Here is an 18,783-nt window from a genome sequence, read left to right as displayed (position 1 = left end):
CCGTTGGTAATTGCCAAAGCCCCATCGTGTATGTTCCGCGATGGGGTTTTGCTTATGCACCTGTCAGGGAACGGTTACCCACTTTGTGGTAAAAGCTGTCACTTCCCTCGTATCCCGATGCCTGTAATACACGCGGGCACGGTATTTGCCGGCTATCACGGGTCCAAAAGAGACCGATGTTGCTGCAGTGTAGGGGAGTTGCTCGACCACTTCGCTCTCGCGGAACAGCCGGCTGGAAACATCGTGATTAGGTCGACTGTTCACCGTCATTCTTATCGCATTCCCAACAACGCGAATGTCAGCGTAGTCTGTGTAGCCCGACATGGGTGCTGACCCACTGATTATGGAAGTCACGTGATCCACCAGGAATGACTTGTAAACTCCACCAATCTCAGAATGAGGCAACCCGGGCAGGACGGTCACCTGGATTTCCTTGGCGTGCCCGTGTGCATGCTCCTGCAGCGGCTTAACGTGATGCCGGTAGTGGTGGTCTTCCTCGCCGACGACGATGGCCAGCTTCGTATCCAAGCTCATTGACTCCACAGACCTGAAAATCTCACGGTTGAGTTCTTCAACCGCCTCGTCAGTCGTGGAGCCTGTCATGAATTGGAGCACATTGGGATGCGGTTGCTGAAGGAAGCTCCCAATCTTGACCTGTGGAGCTCCGACAATGACGTGGCCAGCACCGAAGGCAGCACCGTGCAAGATGGCGGCCGAGCCACCTTTCGAAGACCCTGCAGTGATAACGTCTTGTTTCGTCAGTCCTAACCGGTCGATCTCTGCGCCAATTAGTTCTTGAACCGACCGGAAAATTGCTTTGTCACCGTGGTCGGCAAGATAGTAGGCCCCTTGGTCGCCATGGTCGTCCAGGATATACAGGGCATTGACATCTACCGGGTCGAGAGACTGCTTGTAATTGAACGTGAAGTCGCCTGGCGCATGGATGGCTGTAAAGACGACAACAAGCTTGGACCGACCAACATCAGTTTTTGCCGGAGAAAACAGGTAGTTGAGGCCTCGCTCCGTGTTGCTGCGCTGCCAACCTTCAGATGGCTCCTGAAGTCCTCGATTTTTATAGAAGAAATCATTGAACCGTATGCTGGTCCGCAAGGACGCAGCATTGCCCTTGAAGCGGATTCTGACCACCGGCGCAGGAATTGACTGACCGAATTTAGGGAATCTCCAGCCAAGGTACTTCGGTTTGGTTTCGCCCTTATGCAGACTGACGGTGGTGGGTACGTCGGCCTCGAAATGGAGGTCGAGCATCTTCTTTCCGCCGTGGAACAGTTCGAATCCCTGGCCATGGAGGACTGCTTCAACTTCGGGTCCCAGATTCCACAGTAAGTCGTAGGTGTGATCGTCGGTGGAGGAGATGAGGTCGTCTACCGTAATCAGCGGCACGCCGCCTTCTTCACGGATATCTACGGTTCGACTATGCACCGTGTCTTTGAGCCGGGAAGTGCGGCCCGTGACATTAAAACCGTCCGGCCGGACTTCATGGCATTCAAGAGTCGTGAGGTCGCTGAACTTATCAGTTCGAGGCAGCGAACTTCCATCGACGATCAGCCCGTTATGGGCAAACGATGAGTACGCGTATTTGGTCAGCGGCTCCTTGTAGTCGTAGCCGTACGCCCCTGCCTCACTGAGGAGGTCTACACCTCCGCTTCTGACAAACAGGCTCAATTCGTCAGAGTGTTTGTGGTAGTCGGCGTTATAGGCGGCCGAAAAGAAGGCGAAGGTGGCATCGGGATCTGTCCACGAGCTTCTGTATATGGCGTACCCCGATTCGGGGAGGACCAGCGTTCGCCGGGTTGGCACGATGCCCATTTTGCCGGCGCTGGCGGCGTACGCGAACTCTTCACCCTGGAAGATGTTCAGCCGGGCAGCTTGGATCTCCTGTTTCTCGGTGGTGTCGCTGATCGGCGGGTACATACCGTCTGGTTTCATGGCGTGCGTGGCATATTCTGCCGCCCGATTCAGCAGTGCGCGGTAGTGGGGTACGTGCTCGTGTCCGCTGGGGGCAAGTATTGTAAGTATTCCATGAAGCTGTCTTGCAACCATAAGGTGGTACGTTGGCGTGTTCTCAATGTGTACACCTTCAGAAGTGAAAGCGCTCGAGAAATAATCAAACAGTCTGGCGGTTGCTGTTTTGAACCACTCGTTCCGCAATTCCAGCGGACTTTGTTCAACTATGACTGAGTAGTACAGGAGGGCAACATCCTGGAACATTCCGTGGTTGTTATTTCCTGCGTGAAAATCTGCTGTTGCCAGCAGCTCTGCTGTTTCAGCGCTGACGGCCAACAGGAACCCAAGGTCCTCATCGTTGATGTGGGGCCTGAGGACCTCTAAAAGACACGTCAGTTGGATGAGCCGTTGAGCAGTCGTTTCGTCATGATGGGAGATGGCCGGGATGGGGGAATCGAAGCCGAAACGCGAGGTCCACTCCCTGACGATGTCAATTGACCGAGAGGCAAGTTGCGCTGTGAACTTGTCTCCAGCCTGGATCGTGGAATGCCAGTCACTAAAAAATAGAAACCCGTGAAAGTAGCGTGCCCGGGTTCGCTGTGAAATTTCCATCCAGACTTCGCCGCCACCATACTGAATCGATCCATGAGCAGGCGTTGCAAATACTTCATCGTTAATGAATCGCAGAGCACGTTGCCGCCCGGCTTTTCCTCCCCTCAGGGGGAGCAGCTTTAGAACTGCCTCCCGCATCAGGGTGAAGTCGTGCCCGCTATTCATGAGATTCCTTGTCGTTCATTGCCGTGCGATCAGGAGCTAAATTCAGCAATCCTTGAACCCGAGCCCAACAGCTCCGCAATGGCTGCAACGGTTCGCTCCGAAGCCTTGCCATCGCCATAGGGGTTTACAGCGTTGGCCATGGAATCGAAGTGTTCCTGATCATGCAGGAGGCGGTCCACTTCCTTGACGATCCGTTCTTCGTCGGTCCCGATCAAGGTGACGGTGCCGGCATCAACGGCCTCGGGGCGTTCGGTGTTGTCTCGCATGACGAGGACCGGCTTGCCCAGGCTGGGGGCTTCTTCCTGGACTCCACCAGAATCAGTCAGCACAACATGTGCCAAGGAGAGCATTCGGGTGAATTCGCCGTATGCCAGGGGTTCGGTAACCAGCACGTTGGGCTTGCCTTCGAGGGCGGGAAGCACGGCTTCGCGGACTACCGGGTTCTTGTGGGCAGGAAGAACAATGGTCAGGTCCGGCTCGGCGTCGGCAATACGGGCCAGCGCACGTCCAACGCCGCGCATGGCGTCGCCCTGGTTCTCCCTGCGGTGCGTGGTGACCAGGAGGATCTTCCGACCGCTGGCGGCGAGAGCCTCAAGCTGGGGATCAGTGAACGGGATCTCCTTGTCCACCGTGGTCAGGAGTGCATCAATGACGGAGTTGCCGGTGACCACGATGTCCGCGGCGTTGACGCCCTCGGCCAGGAGGTTTGCCTTGCTGACACTCGTGGGGGCAAGGTGCAGGCTCGCGATCTGGCTGGTGAGCTTGCGGTTGGCCTCTTCGGGGAACGGGGAAAAGAGGTCGCCGCTGCGCAGGCCGGCTTCAACGTGGACCACAGGGATGCCGTGGTAGAAGGCTGCGATGGCGCCAGCGGTGGAAGTAGTGGTGTCGCCCTGAACGATGACTACGTCCGGCTTGTTGGTGGCGAACAATGCATCCAGACCGTCGATGGTCCGCGTCATGATGGCGGAGAGCGACTGGCCCTGCTTGAGGATGTTCAGGTCATGATCGGGGACGATGCCAAAAATCTCGTTGACCTGGTCCAGCATGGCACGGTGTTGGCCGGTTACGGTGACGAAGCAATCGAAATGCGGGGATTCCTGCAGTGCGGTGACGATAGGGGCCATTTTGATGGCCTCCGGACGGGTACCGAAAATTGGCATGACAACGGGCATTTGTTTCCCCCAGTGGGTTTTTGGTCGATGGCAACGTCTTGAACTTTACGGGACTTGCCAACGTTCCACTAAAACGGGCGATGTGTTCAACGCCGGGTCAGGACCAGAAAATGAGCGCCATAACAAGCGCGGTGATGGCCATGCACGTGAGAACTACCGCAGTGAGTGCAACCTGCCGCCGGCGCTGTTGGCGGTCCGCGGGACGCCTGATATTAAAGGTGCTTGTCCGGGACGGTGTACGGACTTCGGGGGCGGGCGCGTCCTCAGGCTTAGACTGCTGAGGCCTTACGGGCTCCTGCAACCGGGCGGGAAACGCCTCGGCGGATGCTGACTGCCAGAAGCGTCGCTGCTTCAGGTGACGCGGTGCTGGGGGCAGGGTATGACGTCGCGAATCCACCGCGTACTCCTTCCTGGCTGCCGTAATGTACTCGCAAAAGCCTAACCGGGGAGAGCCTGACCCACCATTCGGCCCTCCACGTCACCCAGCCTGCGAACCACATTCCGGCCGCAGGTTCACGTCCAGCAACCCGCCCGTTTCAATGACAAATCGCCGCAGCCACTGCAGCGAATCAAGGTCAGGCTCCGATGCCACCATGGCGACGGAAACGTCCGTGCATTGCCCCATCAGGGTCCCCGCCCGCGCCACGTGGTAAGACGACGTGACCACCGCAATCGAGCCCCACCCGTTGGTCCGGATCAGCCCGGCAATAGCCACCGCCTCGCCCCGGGTGTCCATGCCAACAGGCCGGAAACACACCAGCGACGGGTTCGGAAAGGAAGCGTCCCGGCAGAGCGCATCGGCCGAGGCATTGCCCGGCGTGTCCGTCCGGGAGAGCACCAGCACCGGAGCCTGGCCATAGTCCGCCATCAGTTCAGCAACGGGCAGCCGCTCGGCACTGCTGCCGCCCAGCACCACCACGGCCTCCACCGGTTCGACGGTTGGCCCGGGGGTATTGAGGCAAAACACAAAGATGGACGCAATGAACCATAGGGTCAGCAGCCCGGAAAGACTGTACGCCAAAGCCCTGGCCGCGGCGGTCCTCTTCTGATGCACCCTGCAAGTCTAGGTGCCCTCCCGCACCGGGAATGTCAGCCCCGCGCGGTAGCGTGGTTCCGTGCCCCAGAACGTCTTGACTGTGTCCGATCTCTCCGAATCCCAGCTGCTCTCCAGGATTTTCCCGCGCCTGGAACTGGATGCTGCCCACCGGCAGGCCACCGTGCTCGGCCCGGGCGACGACGCCGCCATCGTGTCCGCACCGGACGCCCGCACCCTGATCAGCATCGACACCCAGGTACAGGACCAGGACTTCCGGCTGCTCTGGCCAAACGGCTATGCCACCACCGGCGCCGACGTCGGCTGGAAGGCGGCGGCGCAAAACGTCAGCGATATCAACGCGATGGGCGGCACCCCTGTTTCGCTCGTTGTCAGCCTCACCCTCCCGCCGGATGCTGCCGTGTCCTGGGTGGAAGACTTCGCTGGCGGCCTGGTCAGTGCCATCCGGGGACTGGGTGCCTCCCGTTGCTCGGTGGCGGGGGGAGACCTGGGCCGCGGCCGCGAAATTTCCGTGACGGTCGCCGTGCTGGGAACGCTCGACGGCGGCACAGCAGTTCTGCGGTCGGGTGCCCGACCCGGAGATGTTGTGGCCCTCGCGGGAACCGTGGGCAGGGCGGCCGCAGGGCTGGCGCTCCTGGAATCCGGCCGGAACGTCAACAGCCTCACCCAGGAGCAACGGGCCCTGCTGGACAACCAGTGCCGGCCCGTTCCGCCCCTGGCCGCCGGCCCGGCCGCCCGGGAAGCAGGCGCCACTGCCATGCTCGATATCTCTGACGGCCTCATCCGGGACGGTGCCCGGCTCGCGGCGGCGAGTAACGCCGTCGTCGATCTCGACCCCGCCGCCCTCCTGCCCCTCGCGGCACCGTTACGCCCGGCGTCGGACCTCCTTCAAAGTGATCCGATGGCGTGGGTGCTGGGCGGGGGAGAGGACCACGGATTGCTGGCCACATTCCCTCCGGATATACAGCTGCCACCCGGATTCACTGCGATAGGCTCAGTACAGGCCCTTGTTGCCCAACGTCCTGGAAGTCAAAACAGCACAGGCGTCACTATCGCGGGACAACCCGCAGACACCGTGGGATGGGATCACTTTGCACACTAAAATTACCGCCAACGCGCAAGCGATGAAGCGGTGGTTGAGCAAGGCAGAAACAGCCCTGGGAAACCACAGTGACCGCCTGAACGCCATCAATATCTTCCCTGTTGCGGACGGCGATACCGGCACCAACCTCTACCTCACCGTGCGTGCCGCATCGGCGTCGCTGGCGGGCCTCGATCCCGGGGTGACGGATGTCGGATCCGTCCTGGCCACCGCCGGCCAGGCAGCCATGGAGGAAGCCCGTGGAAACTCCGGAACCCTCTTTGCCGTGTTCCTCGGCGCCGCCGCCGAACCCCTGAGGGGCAACAACCGCTTGACCGCAAGCCTGCTGGCAGCAGCCCTGCACCGGGCCCAGATCCGTGCCTGGTCCGCACTGAGTGATCCCGTTCCCGGCACCATGCTCTCCGTGATGGAATCGGCCGCAGCTGCTGCCGACGCCGTCCACTCCGAGCACCCCGCGGACGACAGTAACCACGCCCTGGGGCTGGCCCTCGACGCCGCCGTGAACGGCGCGCTCGCAGCCGTCATCCGCACCGAAGAGCAACTGGACGCCCTGCACGCTGCGAAGGTGGTTGATTCCGGCGGGGTGGGCATGCTCCTGATCCTTGACTGCCTGCGCTCGGCAGTGCTCGGTGAAGAACTGCAGACCGAATTGCTGGACGGCCTCCACGGCTACGACGTCCAGGATCCGCACATCCACACGGACATGCCCGTTGACGACGGCGTGGAAGTCATGTGCACCATCACGCTCTCGCCCCTGGATGCGGCCACCCTGCGCCAGCGCCTGGACGAGATCGGCGAGTCCGTGATCATGAGCCAGGTGGGTGGAACCCTGGACGATGAATCCGGCTACCGTTGGCGCGTCCACGTCCACGTCCCCCGGGCAGATGCCGCGGTAGCGGTCATCAGGTCACTGGGAGTTCCCAGTCACATCTCCATCAGCGACCTTGCCGTGCCACGGCAGCCTGAACCAGCGGACACCGGCGGGCATGAACGCTGAGCTGGACCTGGCCCTGGAACGCCGGATCGGAAAACGTTCCGCCGGCGTTATAGAGAAGCACCTGGGCATCACCACGGTGGGCGGGCTCCTGAACTACTTTCCCCGCCGCTACCTGGACCGTGGTGAACTGACCCGCATCAGCGAAATCCCGCACGATGAGGACGTCACGCTGATTGCCCGCGTGGTCTCCAACAGCAGCCGGCAGATGCGCGAACGCCGCGGCAGCATTACGGATGTCATTATCGCCGACGACACCGGACCCGGCCTGAAAATCGTGGGCGGCTCCGACTACCGCGGCAGTGTTCCCGGCACGCTCAAAGTCAGCTTTTTCAACGGCTTCCGCGCAAAGAGCGACCTCCAGCCCGGACGCCGTGCCTTGTTCTCCGGGAAGGTCACCAGCTTCAAAGGCGTCCTTGGCCTCACCAACCCGGACTTCCAGGTGCTGGACGAGGATCCAGACGTTCCGGGCGTTGATCCGGAAGCCCTCGCGGCCCGCCCCATCCCCATCTATCCAGCCACCGCCAAGCTGACCAGCTGGTCCATTCAGAAGGTTGTGGAGACTTTGCTGGAGACCCTGGACCTGGACAGCGTGCCGGACCCGCTTCCCGCCGATATTGTGCAGCGGGAGAAGTTCCTGCCGGCAGCCGAGGCCTACCGGCAGATCCACGTTCCCGCCACCACCGGGGACTGGCAGCAGGCGCGGAAGCGTTTCCGCTACCAGGAGGCGCTGGTGCTCCAGTCCGCCCTGGCCCGCCGCCGCGCCCAGCTGGCGGCCGAGGAAGCAACGGCGCGCCGCCCGGTAGCCGATGGTTTGCTGGCCGCCTTTGATGCCCAGCTGCCGTTTACGCTCACCGCCGGGCAGACCGCCGTCGGGAAAACCCTGACCGAGGAACTGTCGCAGGATTCGCCCATGAACCGTCTGCTGCAGGGCGAGGTGGGCTCCGGTAAAACCATTGTGGCTCTGCGTGCCATGCTGCAGGTGGTGGACGCCGGTGGCCAGGCCGCGCTGCTGGCACCCACCGAAGTCTTGGCTGCCCAGCACTACGAGTCGATCCGGCGAACCTTGGGCCCGCTCTCCAGGGACGGCCTGCTGGGCGGGCTTGGCGCGGACAGCGTGCAGGTGAGCCTGCTGACCGGTTCCATGGGGACCGCAGCGCGCAAGCAGGCGCTGCTGGACGCAGCCTCCGGCACGGCCGGGATCCTGATCGGCACCCACGCACTCCTCAGCGAGAACGTGCGCTTCTATGACCTCGGCCTGATCGTGGTGGACGAGCAGCACCGCTTCGGCGTGGAGCAGCGCGACGCCCTGCGCGCCAAGGCCAACAAGCCGCCGCATCTGTTGGTAATGACTGCCACGCCCATTCCGCGGACCGTGGCCATGACAGTCTTTGGCGACCTCGAAACCTCGGTGCTGGACGAGCTGCCGGCCGGACGCGCGCCAATCTCCACCCACCTGGTGGGGCTTGCAGAGAATCCCGGGTGGGCGGGCCGGATCTGGAGCCGCTCCCGCGAGGAGATCAGCCGCGGCCATCAGGTCTACGTGGTGTGCCCCAAGATCGGAGCGGATGACGACGGCGACTTCAGCCCCGGCGAAGCGGAACCAACGGGTGCGGATACCGACGCCGGGGGCCGGGAACTTGCCTCCGTCACCGGAGTGGTGGAGTACCTGCAGCAGGAACCCGTGCTGGCAGGCGTGAGCATCGCCGCCCTTCATGGAAAACAGGATCCTGCGCTGAAATCCGCCACCATGGCGGACTTCGCCGCAAACACCACCAGCCTGCTGGTCTCCACCACCGTGATCGAAGTGGGCGTGGACGTCCATAACGCCACCATGATGGTGATCCTGGACGCGGACCGGTTCGGCATCTCCCAGCTCCACCAGCTTCGCGGCCGGGTAGGCCGTGGCGGGCTCCCGGGGACCTGCCTCCTGGTCACCAACCTGGAACCCGGCCACCCCAGCCGCCGGCGCCTCGACGCCGTCGCCGCCACCACCGACGGCTTTGCCCTGTCCCAGGAGGACCTGAAGCTGCGCCGCGAGGGCGATATCCTTGGCGCCTCGCAGTCCGGTGGCCGGTCCACCTTGAAGCTGCTTCGGGTGCTGGAACACGAAGACGTGATTGCCCAGGCCCGGCAGGACGCACAACTGTTGGTGGGCAAGGATCCTGCGCTCGCCGGCCAGCCGGCGCTCGCCGCAGCCATTGACGAATACCTGAACCCGGAGAAAGAGGCGTTCCTTGAACGTGGTTAGCAGGCGGCCATGAGCCGCATCATTGCCGGTGCAGCCGGTGGCACTCCGCTGGTCAGCGTGCCCGGATCCCTCACCCGTCCCACCACGGACAGGGTCAAGGAGGCGCTGTTCTCCCGGCTGGACGCCTTCGAGGTGGTGGCTGACGCCCGGGTCCTGGACCTGTACGCGGGCTCCGGATCGCTGGGGGTGGAGAGCGCCAGCCGCGGCGCCAACACCGTGGACCTGGTGGAATTCGATGCCAAGGCCAGTGCGGTGTGCCAGCGCAACGCGGACCTGGTTAACGGTGTGGTGGGACGGAAGGTTGTTACCGTCCACCGCTCCCGGGTGGAATCGTTCCTGGAACGGGCCGGCGCGGGAACTTTGTGGGACCTGGTGTTCCTGGACCCGCCGTATCCTTTGGACGAGCCGGGCCTGGCCACAGTGCTTGCCCTGTTGCAGCCGTTCCTGGCCGAAGGCGCAGTGGTGGTGGTGGAACGGTCCGCCCGGACTCCCGAACCCACCTGGCCTGAAGGCGTGGAGCGTTTTGCGGAGCGGAAGTACGGGGAGACCCGGCTGTGGTTTGCCGAGCCCGCGCCGTCGGAGGCTGAGCCTGAAACTGAGCCAACGGAGCAGGCAGACCAGGCCTGATCAACCCGACAGTGCGTCCAGGTCCACACCGGTGAGTACCCTGGCCGGGTGGGGTCCACGGGCGGCGAGTTCGGCACTCCACTCCTGCGGCCAGGGGAACTGCGTGCCGGCCAGGATGATGTTCCCGGGATACCGTCCGCTGAACATCCCCGCTTCGCCGAACGCGGCCACGTCCGTCAGCACAGACCGCATGGCCGCCACCTGGCTGCGCACCAGGGTAAGCCCTGGTTCGTCGCCCACGTTGATTACCAGGACCCCTGTCGGCGTCAGCCGGCCTGCGGCCTCACGATAGAACTCCGCCGTGGCAATGTGGGCCGGCGCCTCCGGTCCGGAGAAAATATCCAGGATCACGACGTCGAAGCGGAGTTCGGAGTCGAGCTGGCCCAGTGCTTCCCGGGCGTCTCCGGTCCAGGTTTCCAGCTGCGTTCCGGCGGGCAGGGGAAGATGCTGCAGCACAAAGTCCAGGAGCTCACGTTCAAGTTCGACGGCGTGCTGCCGCGATCCAGGCCGGACGGCCTGGATATAACGGGCAAGGGTCAGGGCCCCGGCGCCGAGGTGCAGGGCCCTGATCGGCTCGCCTGCCGGGGCGCAAAGGTCAACGATGTGGGCGATCCGGCGGAGGTATTCGTAGAACACCTCTTCCGGGTGCTCAAGGTTCACATGGGACTGCTCGGCGCCGCCGATGCTCAGCACGTACGCGCCGTCGATAAAAGGATCAGGCTCGATCGAGGCATGGGCGCCGATGGAACGCAGGTAGCGGCTGGGTGCCGGGCTGCCTGCTGCCATCAGAGTTTGCTGCCCAGGGTGGCCAGCCGCCCGGCGGCTTCTTCAAGCAGTTCCACCTTCTTGCAGAACGCAAAGCGGAGCAAGCTGCGGACCCGCTGCGCGCCCTCGGGGTGGCAGAACACCGGAACCGGAATCGCCGCAACGCCCACCAGGGCGGGCAGCCGGCGGGCCAGGTCCACGGAATCGGTAATGCCCAATGGCGCCGTATCCACGTTCACGAAGTAGGTGCCCTGCGGGGTGAAGACGTCAAAGCCGGCAGCACGCAGGCCGTCACTGAGGATGTCCCGCTTGTGCTGCAGGGCGCTGGCGGCGCCCATGTAGAACTCATCCGGCAGGGCCAGTCCGGCTGCCACGGCGCCCTGGAACGGCGTACCGGAGCTGTAGGTGAGGAATTGCTTCACCGTGCGGACCGCCGCTACCAGCTGGGCGGGGCCGCTCAACCAGCCGACTTTCCACCCGGTGAAGGAGAATGTCTTGCCGGCCGAGGAAATGCTGATGGTGCGCTCCGCCGCGCCGGCAAGGCTGGCCACCGGTACGTGCTGCACCCCGAAGGTGAGGTGTTCGTACACCTCGTCCGTGATGATGAGGACGTCGTGCCTCACGGCAAGGTCCACGATGCCCTGCAACAGGTCAGCGGGGAAAACCGAGCCGGTGGGGTTGTGCGGGTTGTTCAGCAGGATGGCCCGGGTCCGGCTGCTGAAGGCCGCTTCCACCGAGGCGAGGTCCGGAAGGAAAGCGGGTGCGGTCAGCGGAGCCGTCACATGGGTTGCGCCGGTCAGCGAAATGATGGCCCCGTACGCGTCGTAGAACGGCTCGAACGTGATCACCTCATCGCCCGGCTGGACAAAGGCCAGCAACGTCGCAGCCAGCGCTTCCGTAGCACCGGTGGTGATGACCACCTCCGTGTCCGGATCCACCTGCAGCCCGTAAAAACGTTCCTGGTGCGCGGCCACCGCTTCACGCAGCGCAGGCGTTCCCTTGCCCGGAGCATACTGGTTGGCCCCGGCTGCAATGGCCTCGCGGGCAGCGTCCTTCATGATCTGCGGACCGTCTTCGTCGGGGAAGCCCTGGCCAAGGTTGATTGCGCCCGTTTTCACCGCCAGCGTGGTCATTTCCTCGAAGATGGTGACGCCCAACTGACCGTCCCGCGAGAGGAGGTTGGCGCCGTGGGCGGTCCGCTGCCAGGGCGCGGCAAGGGCAGGGCGGTGGGCTGGTGGTTGCATCCAGTCATGGTATCCCGCACAGGGCGTGCCCGGACGGGCGCCATGCGGTAGGTTCGGATCATGCGACGCGCAGTGTGCCCAGGCTCTTTCGACCCCATCCACAACGGCCATCTTGAGGTCATTGCCCGGGCCTCCGGGTTGTTTGACGAGGTGATCGTGGCGGTGTCCACGAACTACGCCAAGAAATACCGGTTCAGCCTTGATGAGCGGATCGAGATGGCCCGCGAAACACTGGCATCCCTGCGCGGCATCATCGTCGAGCCTGTGGGGGAGGGCCTGCTGGCGGAGTACTGCCGGCACCGCGGCGCGTCGGCCATCGTCAAGGGGCTGCGTTCGTCGTCGGACTTCGACTATGAACTGCCCATGGCCACCATGAACCGGCAGCTCTCCGGAGTGGAGACGGTGTTCCTGCCCGCGGAGTCCCATTACCTCCACCTGTCCTCTACCCTTATTAAGGAAGTAGCTGACCTGGGCGGTGAAGTCTCTGACTTCGTACCGCGGTCCGTGCTCAAGCGCCTGCTCTCCACCGGGCCTTCCGGCGGCCACGCCCCCGGTTTGAGTCCGCTCGGATAATCAGGCTAAGATAATACGTCGGTCATATGTTCAACAGGAGTACTCATTAAAAGAGATGCTAGTTCGCGCTTGGTGTTTGACGTCAAGGATCTTGGGCGCAGCCCGGGAAGCATGCGGACACTGAACGAGCATGTACCCGCACCAAGTGATCTTGGTGTGGCATTGATTGGTGTTCAGGAAGGCTCGGATGTCGGGCTGGACCTGAGGCTTGAGGCCGTACACGAAGGAATTTTGGTATCAGGTACCGCAGACGTCGAAGTAACCGGCGAATGCGGCCGATGCCTGGATCCCCTTGCGTATGACCTCGAAGTCAATGTGCAGGAACTTTTCTTCTACGAAGGCATGCTGCCCTCGGACGAGGAAGACGAAGAAGAACAACGTCGAGTTGAGCACGATCTGATCGATCTTGAACCGGTGTTGCGGGACGCTGTAGTAACTATGCTGCCGTTCCAGCCGGTGTGCCGGGAAGACTGCCAGGGCCTCTGCTCCGAATGCGGAGCACGCCTGGAAGACGAGCCGGGGCACCACCACGAGGTCCTGGATCCTCGCTGGGCTGCCCTAGCCGACATGGCTAAGCCTGACCGGCAAAATTGATGTGTAAGTGTTTGTCTAGAGAGAAATGAGTTAGCCGTGGCTGTTCCGAAGCGGAAAATGTCTCGCGCGAATACCCGCGCCCGCCGCTCCCAGTGGAAGGCAACTGCCCCCCACCTGGTGAAGACCGTCGAAAATGGTCAGGTATCCTACAGCCTGCCGCACCAGGCTAAGGTCGTTACCGACTCGGCCGGCACCGCGCTGTTCCTTGAATACAAGGGCCGCAAGGTCGCTGACGTCTAATCGGCCACACGGCTGATGATGTCTTCAACTGAAGAGCTTTTGAAGCGTCTCGGTGTCTCCATTGACGCCGGGACGCTTCGTCTTGCTCTGACACACAGGTCCTATGCCTACGAAAACGGCGGCATACCCACCAACGAACGCCTCGAGTTCCTGGGCGACTCCATCCTGGGCTTTTCGGTCACGGATGCGCTGTACCGGGACAACCCGACGCTGCCTGAAGGTGAGCTCGCCAAGCGGCGCTCCGCCGTCGTCAGCACCCGCGCGCTTGCCGGCATCGGCCGGACCCTGGGCGTAGGCGACTACATCTACCTCGGACAGGGCGAGAAGCTCACCGACGGCAAGAACAAGGCCTCGATCCTGGCGGACACCATGGAGGCGCTTATTGGCGCCACGTACGTCTCCAACGACATCGAGACCGCGCGGCAGCTGGTCATGCGCCTGGTAGGTCCGCTCCTGAAGGACGCCGCCGCCCTTGGCGCCGGCACCGACTGGAAGACCAGCATCCAGGAACTGGCCGCCAGCAGGCAGCTGGGCTCCATCCAGTATGTGGTTGACGGTTCCGGTCCGGACCATGCGCGCACCTTCACGGCCGTGCTGCATGTTGGCGGCATACCCCGCGGTTCCGGCTCCGGCCACTCCAAGAAGGAAGCGGAGCAGGAAGCCGCCGCTGATGCCTGGCGTGCACTGTCCGCTGCTTCCGCTGCAGGCAAGGCCACTGCGGCCGCGTCCGCATCTCAGGAAACGACGCCGGGAAGCTAGGACGTGCCCGAACTCCCCGAAGTCGAAGTTGTCCGCAGGGGCCTGGCGAACTGGGTGGTGGGCCGCACCATCACCGGCGTGGACGTGGTGGACTCCCGTTCCATCCGGCGCCATGCGCTGGGTGCCCAGGACTTTGCGGGCAACCTCGAGGGCGCCGTAGTGCTGGACGCCGTTCGGCGCGGTAAGTTCCTCTGGCTTCCGCTGGCAGAGGCGGACGCCCTCCCGGACACCAACCTTCCTGATGGCGGCGGACCAGGGACCGCTCCGCGCGTGGCCCTGATGGCGCACCTTGGCATGAGCGGGCAGCTGCTGATGCAGGGCCCGGAAGTCCCGGATGAAAAACACTTGAAAGTCCGGCTGCGGCTCAGCCCCGCCGATGGCATGCCGGACCAGCTGCGGTTTGTGGACCAGCGCATTTTCGGCGGACTTTTTGTCACGGCAATGGTCCCCACGGATGACGGCGGCCCCGGCGGCCTGGGTGAAACACCGGAGCAGCTTATTCCGGTGGAGGCAGCGCACATTGCCCGCGACCCCCTGGACCCGGCATTCTCCTTTGACCTTTTTTACAGCCGGCTCCGCAAGCGCAGGAGCGGGCTCAAGCGGGTCCTCCTGGACCAGGGCATCATTTCCGGCATCGGCAACATCTATGCGGACGAAGCCTTGTGGCGTGCGAGGCTGCATTACGCCCGCCCCACTGAGACCCTGCGCAAAGCCGATGCCCTGACCCTGATCAGTCACGCCCAGGACGTTATGGCCGATGCCTTGGCAGCCGGCGGGACCAGCTTCGATTCCTTGTACGTCAACGTGAACGGAGCCTCGGGTTACTTCGAGCGCTCACTTAACGCTTACGGCCGCGAGGGCCAGCCGTGCGCCCGGTGTGCCGCTGAAGGACGCACCACCCTGATCCGCCGGGAGCAGTTTATGAACCGTTCCTCGTTCAGTTGCCCGGCCTGCCAGCGCCGGCCCCGCAACGGCCGCTGGTAGCCTCCCGGCCTGAAGCCCGTCCACGCAGTAGATTTGACGCCATAACAAGCATGATCAGCCACTCCAGGAGAACCTGAGTACTTTGCACCTCAAGAGCCTCACCGTCCGCGGTTTCAAGTCGTTTGCGTCGGCCACGACGTTCGACTTTGAGCCCGGCGTGACCGCCGTGGTGGGTCCCAATGGTTCGGGCAAGTCCAACGTGGTGGACGCCCTGTCCTGGGTGATGGGGGAGCAGGGCGCCAAGACCCTGCGCGGCGGCAAAATGGAGGACGTCATCTTTGCCGGCACGTCCGGCCGGCCACCGCTGGGACGTGCGCACGTCTCGCTGACCATCGATAATTCCGACGGCGCCCTGCCGATCGAATACAGCGAGGTCACCATCTCCCGGACCCTGTTCCGGACCGGCGGATCCGAGTACGCCATCAACGGGGCAGGATGCCGGCTCCTGGACATCCAGGAGCTGCTCTCCGACTCCGGGCTGGGCCGGGAAATGCACGTGATCGTGGGCCAGGGCCAGCTGGACAAGGTCCTGCACGCCACCCCGGAGGACCGCCGCGGCTTCATCGAAGAGGCCGCCGGCATCCTCAAGCACCGGCGCCGCAAGGAAAAAACCGTCCGCAAGCTTGAAGCCATGCAGGCCAACCTGCAGCGGCTGAGCGACCTCAACGGTGAAATCCGGCGGCAGCTGACCCCGCTGGGCAAGCAGGCCGAGGTGGCCCGCCGCGCGCAGACCGTGCAGTTTGATGTGCGCGATGCCCGCGCCCGGCTCCTGGCCCATGACCTTGTCACCCTCCAGGAGTCGCTGGAGAAGGATGTGGCCGACGAATCGGCCCTCAAGGAGCGGCGTGCCGCCGTCGAAAGCGGTCTGCAGACGGGACGGCAGCGCCAGGCCACGCTGGAACAGCTGGCGGCAGAGGCCAGTCCCCGGCTTAACGCGGCGCGGGACACCTGGTACCAGCTGTCCGCCGTCCGGGAACGGCTCCGATCGCTGGGCAGCCTGGCGCAGGAGCGCAGCAGGCTGCTTGGTTCCAGCGATGCCGTTCCTGATTCCGGCCGTGATCCCGATCAGCTGGACCGGCAGGCCCAGCGGGTGCGTACCGAGCAGGAACAGCTGGAACGCGACATCCTGGACAAGCAGAGCGCGCTGGCCACGGCCACCGGCACCAAGACTTCCGCCGAAGCCGCCCTGGTGGCCGAGGACAAACGGCTCACGGACCTGCTCCGTGCCGTCGCGGACAGGCGTGAAGGCCTTGCGCGGTTGGCCGGGCAAGTAGGCGCGGCGCGTTCGCGGGTTGAGTCGGCGCAATCGGAACTTGGCAGACTTCGGGATTCCGCGGCCGCCGGAGTGGAACGCCGCCGGAAAGCGCAGGCAGAGTTCACGGCCCTGGAAACGCAGGTGGCCGGCGTCGAGGAAGGAGAGGAAAGCCTCGACGCCGAATACGAGGCGGCCAGCGATGCACTCGACGCCCTGGCGGCAGAGATCGACGCACTCAAGGCACAGGAAGCTACGGCCCTGCGGGAGCGCGATGCCGTGTCCGCCCGCCACGATGCCCTGCTGCTGGGGCTTGAGCGTAAGGACGGCTCCGCGCATGTTGAAGCGTCCGGGCTGCCAGGCGTAGGTGCCGGGTTGGCCTCCCGTCTCACCGTTGAGCCCGGTTATGAGACGGCGATCGCGGCAGCGCTGGGTGAAGCCGCCGGAGCCGTTATCGTTGCCGATGCCGAGGCTGCTGCTGCCGCGATCCGGCTGTTGAAGGAGGACGACGCCGGCCGGGCTTTCCTGCTGCTGGAGTCGGCCCCGGGCCCTGACTCCCATGCCGCAACTGCCGCCGCGGAACTTCCTGAGGGTGCCCGGTGGGCAGCGGACCTGGCCACAACAGAGGGAGCCCACCGTGGAGCGGTGGCGTCGCTGCTGGCCGGGACCGCCGTCGTCGAGGACCTTGCTGCCGCAGCGGGCCTGACCGCGAAGTATCCACAGCTGACTGCGGTAACCCGCGACGGCGATGTCTGCAGCGCAGTACTGGCAGGGGGCGGTTCCGCCACCGCGCCGTCCATGCTGGAAGTGCAGGCTGCCGTAGACGACGCCGCCGGCCGCCTGGCCGGCCTTAACGCGGACCTGGAACGCACGCGCTTTGCACTCGCGGCCGCCAAGGCACGCAAGGATGAGACCCAGGAACGCGCGGACGCTGCCCTGGACCGGCTGCATGACTCGGACGCCCGTCTGGCCGCCGTCGCGGAGCGCCTTGGCCACCTCAACTCCGTGCTGCGCAGCGCCGCCGGCGAAAGTGAACGGCTCACATCCTCCCTGGCAGCCGCCGAAGCCAACATCGCCCGCGAGGAACAGGCCCTGGCGGACATCAGCGCCAGGCTGGCGGCGGCCCAGGAGGCACCCGTTGAGGAAGAACCGGACAGCGCGCATCGTGACGCCCTGGCCCTCGCGGCGTCGCAGGCGCGCTCCGCCGAAATGGAAGCACGGCTTGCCCTGCGCAGCGCGGAAGAGCAATTGGCCGCCACGCGGAACAGGGCGTCGTCCCTGGAACGCGCCGCCGCCACTGAACGGCGGGCACGCGAAGAAGCTGCCGAACGTGCACGGCGCCGCCGCATCCAGGCACGGCGGGCAGCAGCGGTGGTTGCCGCCGTCGACCAGGTCCTGGCCTTTAATGACGTCTCCCTGCAACTGGCAAAAACCGGGCTGGAACTGGCCGAGGAGGAGCGCGAGCAGCGCGACCGGGAACTGCTGGAACTGCGCGGCTCCAACGACCTCCTGGCGCGGGAGCTTGCCGAGCTGACGGACACGGTGCACCGCGACGAGCTGGCCCGTGCCCAGCACCGGCTGCGGATTGAGGCGCTGGAGACCCGGTCCATCGACGAGCTGGGCATGACGCCGGACGTGTTGGTGAAGGACTACGGACCCGACGTGCCGGTTCCGGTTGCCCCGGGAGAAGGCGCCGACAAATGGGCTGCCCTGCGGGTGGCAGTGGACGACGACGGGCAGGAAGTTCCGGAGGGCAGGCCGTTCGTGCGCGCCGAGCAGGAAAAGCGGCTGCGCAAAGCGGAACGCGACCTGGCAGCGCTGGGCAAGGTCAATCCGCTGGCGCTGGAGGAGTTCGCCGCGCTGGAGGAGCGCCACCAGTTCCTCAGCACGCAACTGGAGGACCTGCGCGCCAGCCGCAAGGACCTCCTGGACATCATCAAGGAAGTGGACGAACGCGTCCAGAAGGTCTTTTCCGAGGCATTTGAGGATACGGCCGCCCAGTTTGTCCGAGTCTTCGAACGGTTGTTCCCCGGCGGCGAGGGCCGGCTGGTGCTGACCGATCCCGAAGACATGCTGACCACCGGCATTGAGGTAGAAGCCCGCCCCGCAGGCAAGAAGATCAAGCGCCTCTCCCTGCTGTCCGGGGGTGAGCGCTCGCTGACCGCCGTCGCGCTGCTGGTGGCTATCTTCAAGGCCAGGCCCTCACCGTTTTACGTGATGGATGAGGTGGAAGCGGCCCTGGACGACACCAACCTTGGCAGGCTGATTACCATCTTCGAAGAGCTGCGCGAGTCCAGCCAGCTGATTGTCATCACGCACCAGAAACGCACCATGGAGGTGGCAGACGCCCTGTACGGCGTGACCATGCGCGGTGACGGCGTCTCCACCGTGATCAGCCAACGGATCAGCAGCGACGCGTAGCCGATTCGG

Annotated in this window: 15 protein-coding genes; 10 read left to right on the top strand and 5 right to left on the bottom strand. The window is 64.1% G+C overall.

The features are described 5' to 3' along the window. Positions 1 to 63 precede the first annotated feature (63 nt). From ACPJW8_RS11520 to ACPJW8_RS11510, 3 genes are all read right to left on the bottom strand, one after another. Complete coding sequence (locus ACPJW8_RS11520; protein ID WP_330194355.1) at positions 64 to 2,742, bottom strand: accessory Sec system protein Asp2; 2,679 nt, start codon at positions 2,740 to 2,742, stop codon at positions 64 to 66. Positions 2,743 to 2,771: 29 nt separating this feature from the next. Beyond that, on the bottom strand, positions 2,772 to 3,914 hold the full coding sequence (gene wecB / locus ACPJW8_RS11515) for a non-hydrolyzing UDP-N-acetylglucosamine 2-epimerase (protein ID WP_330192328.1): 1,143 nt from the start codon (positions 3,912 to 3,914) through the stop codon (positions 2,772 to 2,774). 478 nt (positions 3,915 to 4,392) lie between these two features. Continuing rightward, complete coding sequence (locus ACPJW8_RS11510) at positions 4,393 to 4,968, bottom strand: YdcF family protein (RefSeq protein WP_330194354.1); 576 nt, start codon at positions 4,966 to 4,968, stop codon at positions 4,393 to 4,395. 61 nt (positions 4,969 to 5,029) lie between these two features. Here ACPJW8_RS11510 and thiL point away from each other — a divergent pair, with 61 nt between their 5' ends. From thiL to rsmD, 4 genes are read left to right on the top strand one after another with little or no spacing between them, the layout of a single operon-like run. Then, positions 5,030 to 6,070: a thiamine-phosphate kinase gene (gene thiL / locus ACPJW8_RS11505; protein ID WP_330194353.1), complete on the top strand. Its 1,041-nt coding sequence runs from the start codon at positions 5,030 to 5,032 to the stop codon at positions 6,068 to 6,070. Between the two features lie 22 nt (positions 6,071 to 6,092). Next, on the top strand, positions 6,093 to 7,067 hold the full coding sequence (locus ACPJW8_RS11500) for a DAK2 domain-containing protein (protein ID WP_330194376.1): 975 nt from the start codon (positions 6,093 to 6,095) through the stop codon (positions 7,065 to 7,067). Further along, a complete protein-coding gene (locus ACPJW8_RS11495; protein ID WP_330194352.1) occupies positions 7,057 to 9,315 on the top strand; it encodes an ATP-dependent DNA helicase RecG in 2,259 nt (752 codons plus the stop codon). The genes ACPJW8_RS11500 and ACPJW8_RS11495 overlap by 11 nt, the downstream gene beginning before the upstream one ends. Positions 9,316 to 9,324: 9 nt before the next feature. Beyond that, positions 9,325 to 9,942: a 16S rRNA (guanine(966)-N(2))-methyltransferase RsmD gene (rsmD, locus tag ACPJW8_RS11490; protein WP_330194351.1), complete on the top strand. Its 618-nt coding sequence runs from the start codon at positions 9,325 to 9,327 to the stop codon at positions 9,940 to 9,942. On the opposite strand, the gene ACPJW8_RS11485 is transcribed toward rsmD, so the two are convergent. After that, the gene (locus tag ACPJW8_RS11485) at positions 9,943 to 10,728 is read right to left on the bottom strand and encodes a fused MFS/spermidine synthase (protein ID WP_330194350.1); all 786 of its coding nucleotides are present in this window, start codon (positions 10,726 to 10,728) and stop codon (positions 9,943 to 9,945) included. Beyond that, a complete protein-coding gene (locus ACPJW8_RS11480) occupies positions 10,728 to 11,951 on the bottom strand; it encodes an aminotransferase class I/II-fold pyridoxal phosphate-dependent enzyme (protein WP_330194349.1) in 1,224 nt (407 codons plus the stop codon). The genes ACPJW8_RS11485 and ACPJW8_RS11480 overlap by 1 nt, the downstream gene beginning before the upstream one ends. Before the next feature lie 60 nt (positions 11,952 to 12,011). Here ACPJW8_RS11480 and coaD point away from each other — a divergent pair, with 60 nt between their 5' ends. From coaD to smc, 6 genes are all read left to right on the top strand, one after another. Beyond that, entirely contained in the window at positions 12,012 to 12,524 is a 513-nt protein-coding gene (gene coaD, locus ACPJW8_RS11475; RefSeq protein WP_330194348.1) for a pantetheine-phosphate adenylyltransferase, read from the top strand. A gap of 69 nt (positions 12,525 to 12,593) precedes the next feature. Further along, complete coding sequence (locus ACPJW8_RS11470) at positions 12,594 to 13,118, top strand: DUF177 domain-containing protein (protein ID WP_330194347.1); 525 nt, start codon at positions 12,594 to 12,596, stop codon at positions 13,116 to 13,118. A gap of 36 nt (positions 13,119 to 13,154) precedes the next feature. Continuing rightward, a complete protein-coding gene (gene rpmF, locus ACPJW8_RS11465) occupies positions 13,155 to 13,358 on the top strand; it encodes a 50S ribosomal protein L32 (protein ID WP_330192337.1) in 204 nt (67 codons plus the stop codon). Between the two features lie 18 nt (positions 13,359 to 13,376). Next, the gene (gene rnc, locus ACPJW8_RS11460; protein WP_330194375.1) at positions 13,377 to 14,117 is read left to right on the top strand and encodes a ribonuclease III; all 741 of its coding nucleotides are present in this window, start codon (positions 13,377 to 13,379) and stop codon (positions 14,115 to 14,117) included. Between the two features lie 3 nt (positions 14,118 to 14,120). Continuing rightward, positions 14,121 to 15,101 (top strand): bifunctional DNA-formamidopyrimidine glycosylase/DNA-(apurinic or apyrimidinic site) lyase, encoded by a 981-nt coding sequence (gene mutM / locus ACPJW8_RS11455; protein ID WP_330194345.1) that lies wholly within the window; start codon positions 14,121 to 14,123, stop codon positions 15,099 to 15,101. 82 nt (positions 15,102 to 15,183) lie between these two features. Beyond that, a complete protein-coding gene (gene smc, locus ACPJW8_RS11450; RefSeq protein ID WP_330194343.1) occupies positions 15,184 to 18,774 on the top strand; it encodes a chromosome segregation protein SMC in 3,591 nt (1,196 codons plus the stop codon). Positions 18,775 to 18,783 lie beyond the last annotated feature (9 nt).

The sequence above is a fragment of the Pseudarthrobacter sp. J47 genome, from assembly GCF_049810315.1.
GTDB lineage: Bacteria > Actinomycetota > Actinomycetes > Actinomycetales > Micrococcaceae > Arthrobacter.
The sequence above is the reverse complement of the archived record's forward strand: the minus strand, read 5'-3'. Positions and strand labels throughout refer to the sequence as shown.

What these genes read in the sequence shown, in the direction of transcription:
- ACPJW8_RS11485 (WP_330194350.1), bottom strand. Translation starts at nt 10,728, where the DNA reads ATGGCAGCAGGCAGCCCGGCACCCAGCCGCTACCTGCGTTCCATCGGC.
- rsmD (WP_330194351.1), top strand. Translation starts at nt 9,325, where the DNA reads ATGAGCCGCATCATTGCCGGTGCAGCCGGTGGCACTCCGCTGGTCAGC.
- ACPJW8_RS11480 (WP_330194349.1), bottom strand. Translation starts at nt 11,951, where the DNA reads ATGCAACCACCAGCCCACCGCCCTGCCCTTGCCGCGCCCTGGCAGCGG.
- rnc (WP_330194375.1), top strand. Translation starts at nt 13,377, where the DNA reads ATGTCTTCAACTGAAGAGCTTTTGAAGCGTCTCGGTGTCTCCATTGAC.
- ACPJW8_RS11500 (WP_330194376.1), top strand. Translation starts at nt 6,093, where the DNA reads ATGAAGCGGTGGTTGAGCAAGGCAGAAACAGCCCTGGGAAACCACAGT.
- coaD (WP_330194348.1), top strand. Translation starts at nt 12,012, where the DNA reads ATGCGACGCGCAGTGTGCCCAGGCTCTTTCGACCCCATCCACAACGGC.
- wecB (WP_330192328.1), bottom strand. Translation starts at nt 3,914, where the DNA reads ATGCCCGTTGTCATGCCAATTTTCGGTACCCGTCCGGAGGCCATCAAA.
- ACPJW8_RS11520 (WP_330194355.1), bottom strand. Translation starts at nt 2,742, where the DNA reads ATGAATAGCGGGCACGACTTCACCCTGATGCGGGAGGCAGTTCTAAAG.
- ACPJW8_RS11495 (WP_330194352.1), top strand. Translation starts at nt 7,057, where the DNA reads ATGAACGCTGAGCTGGACCTGGCCCTGGAACGCCGGATCGGAAAACGT.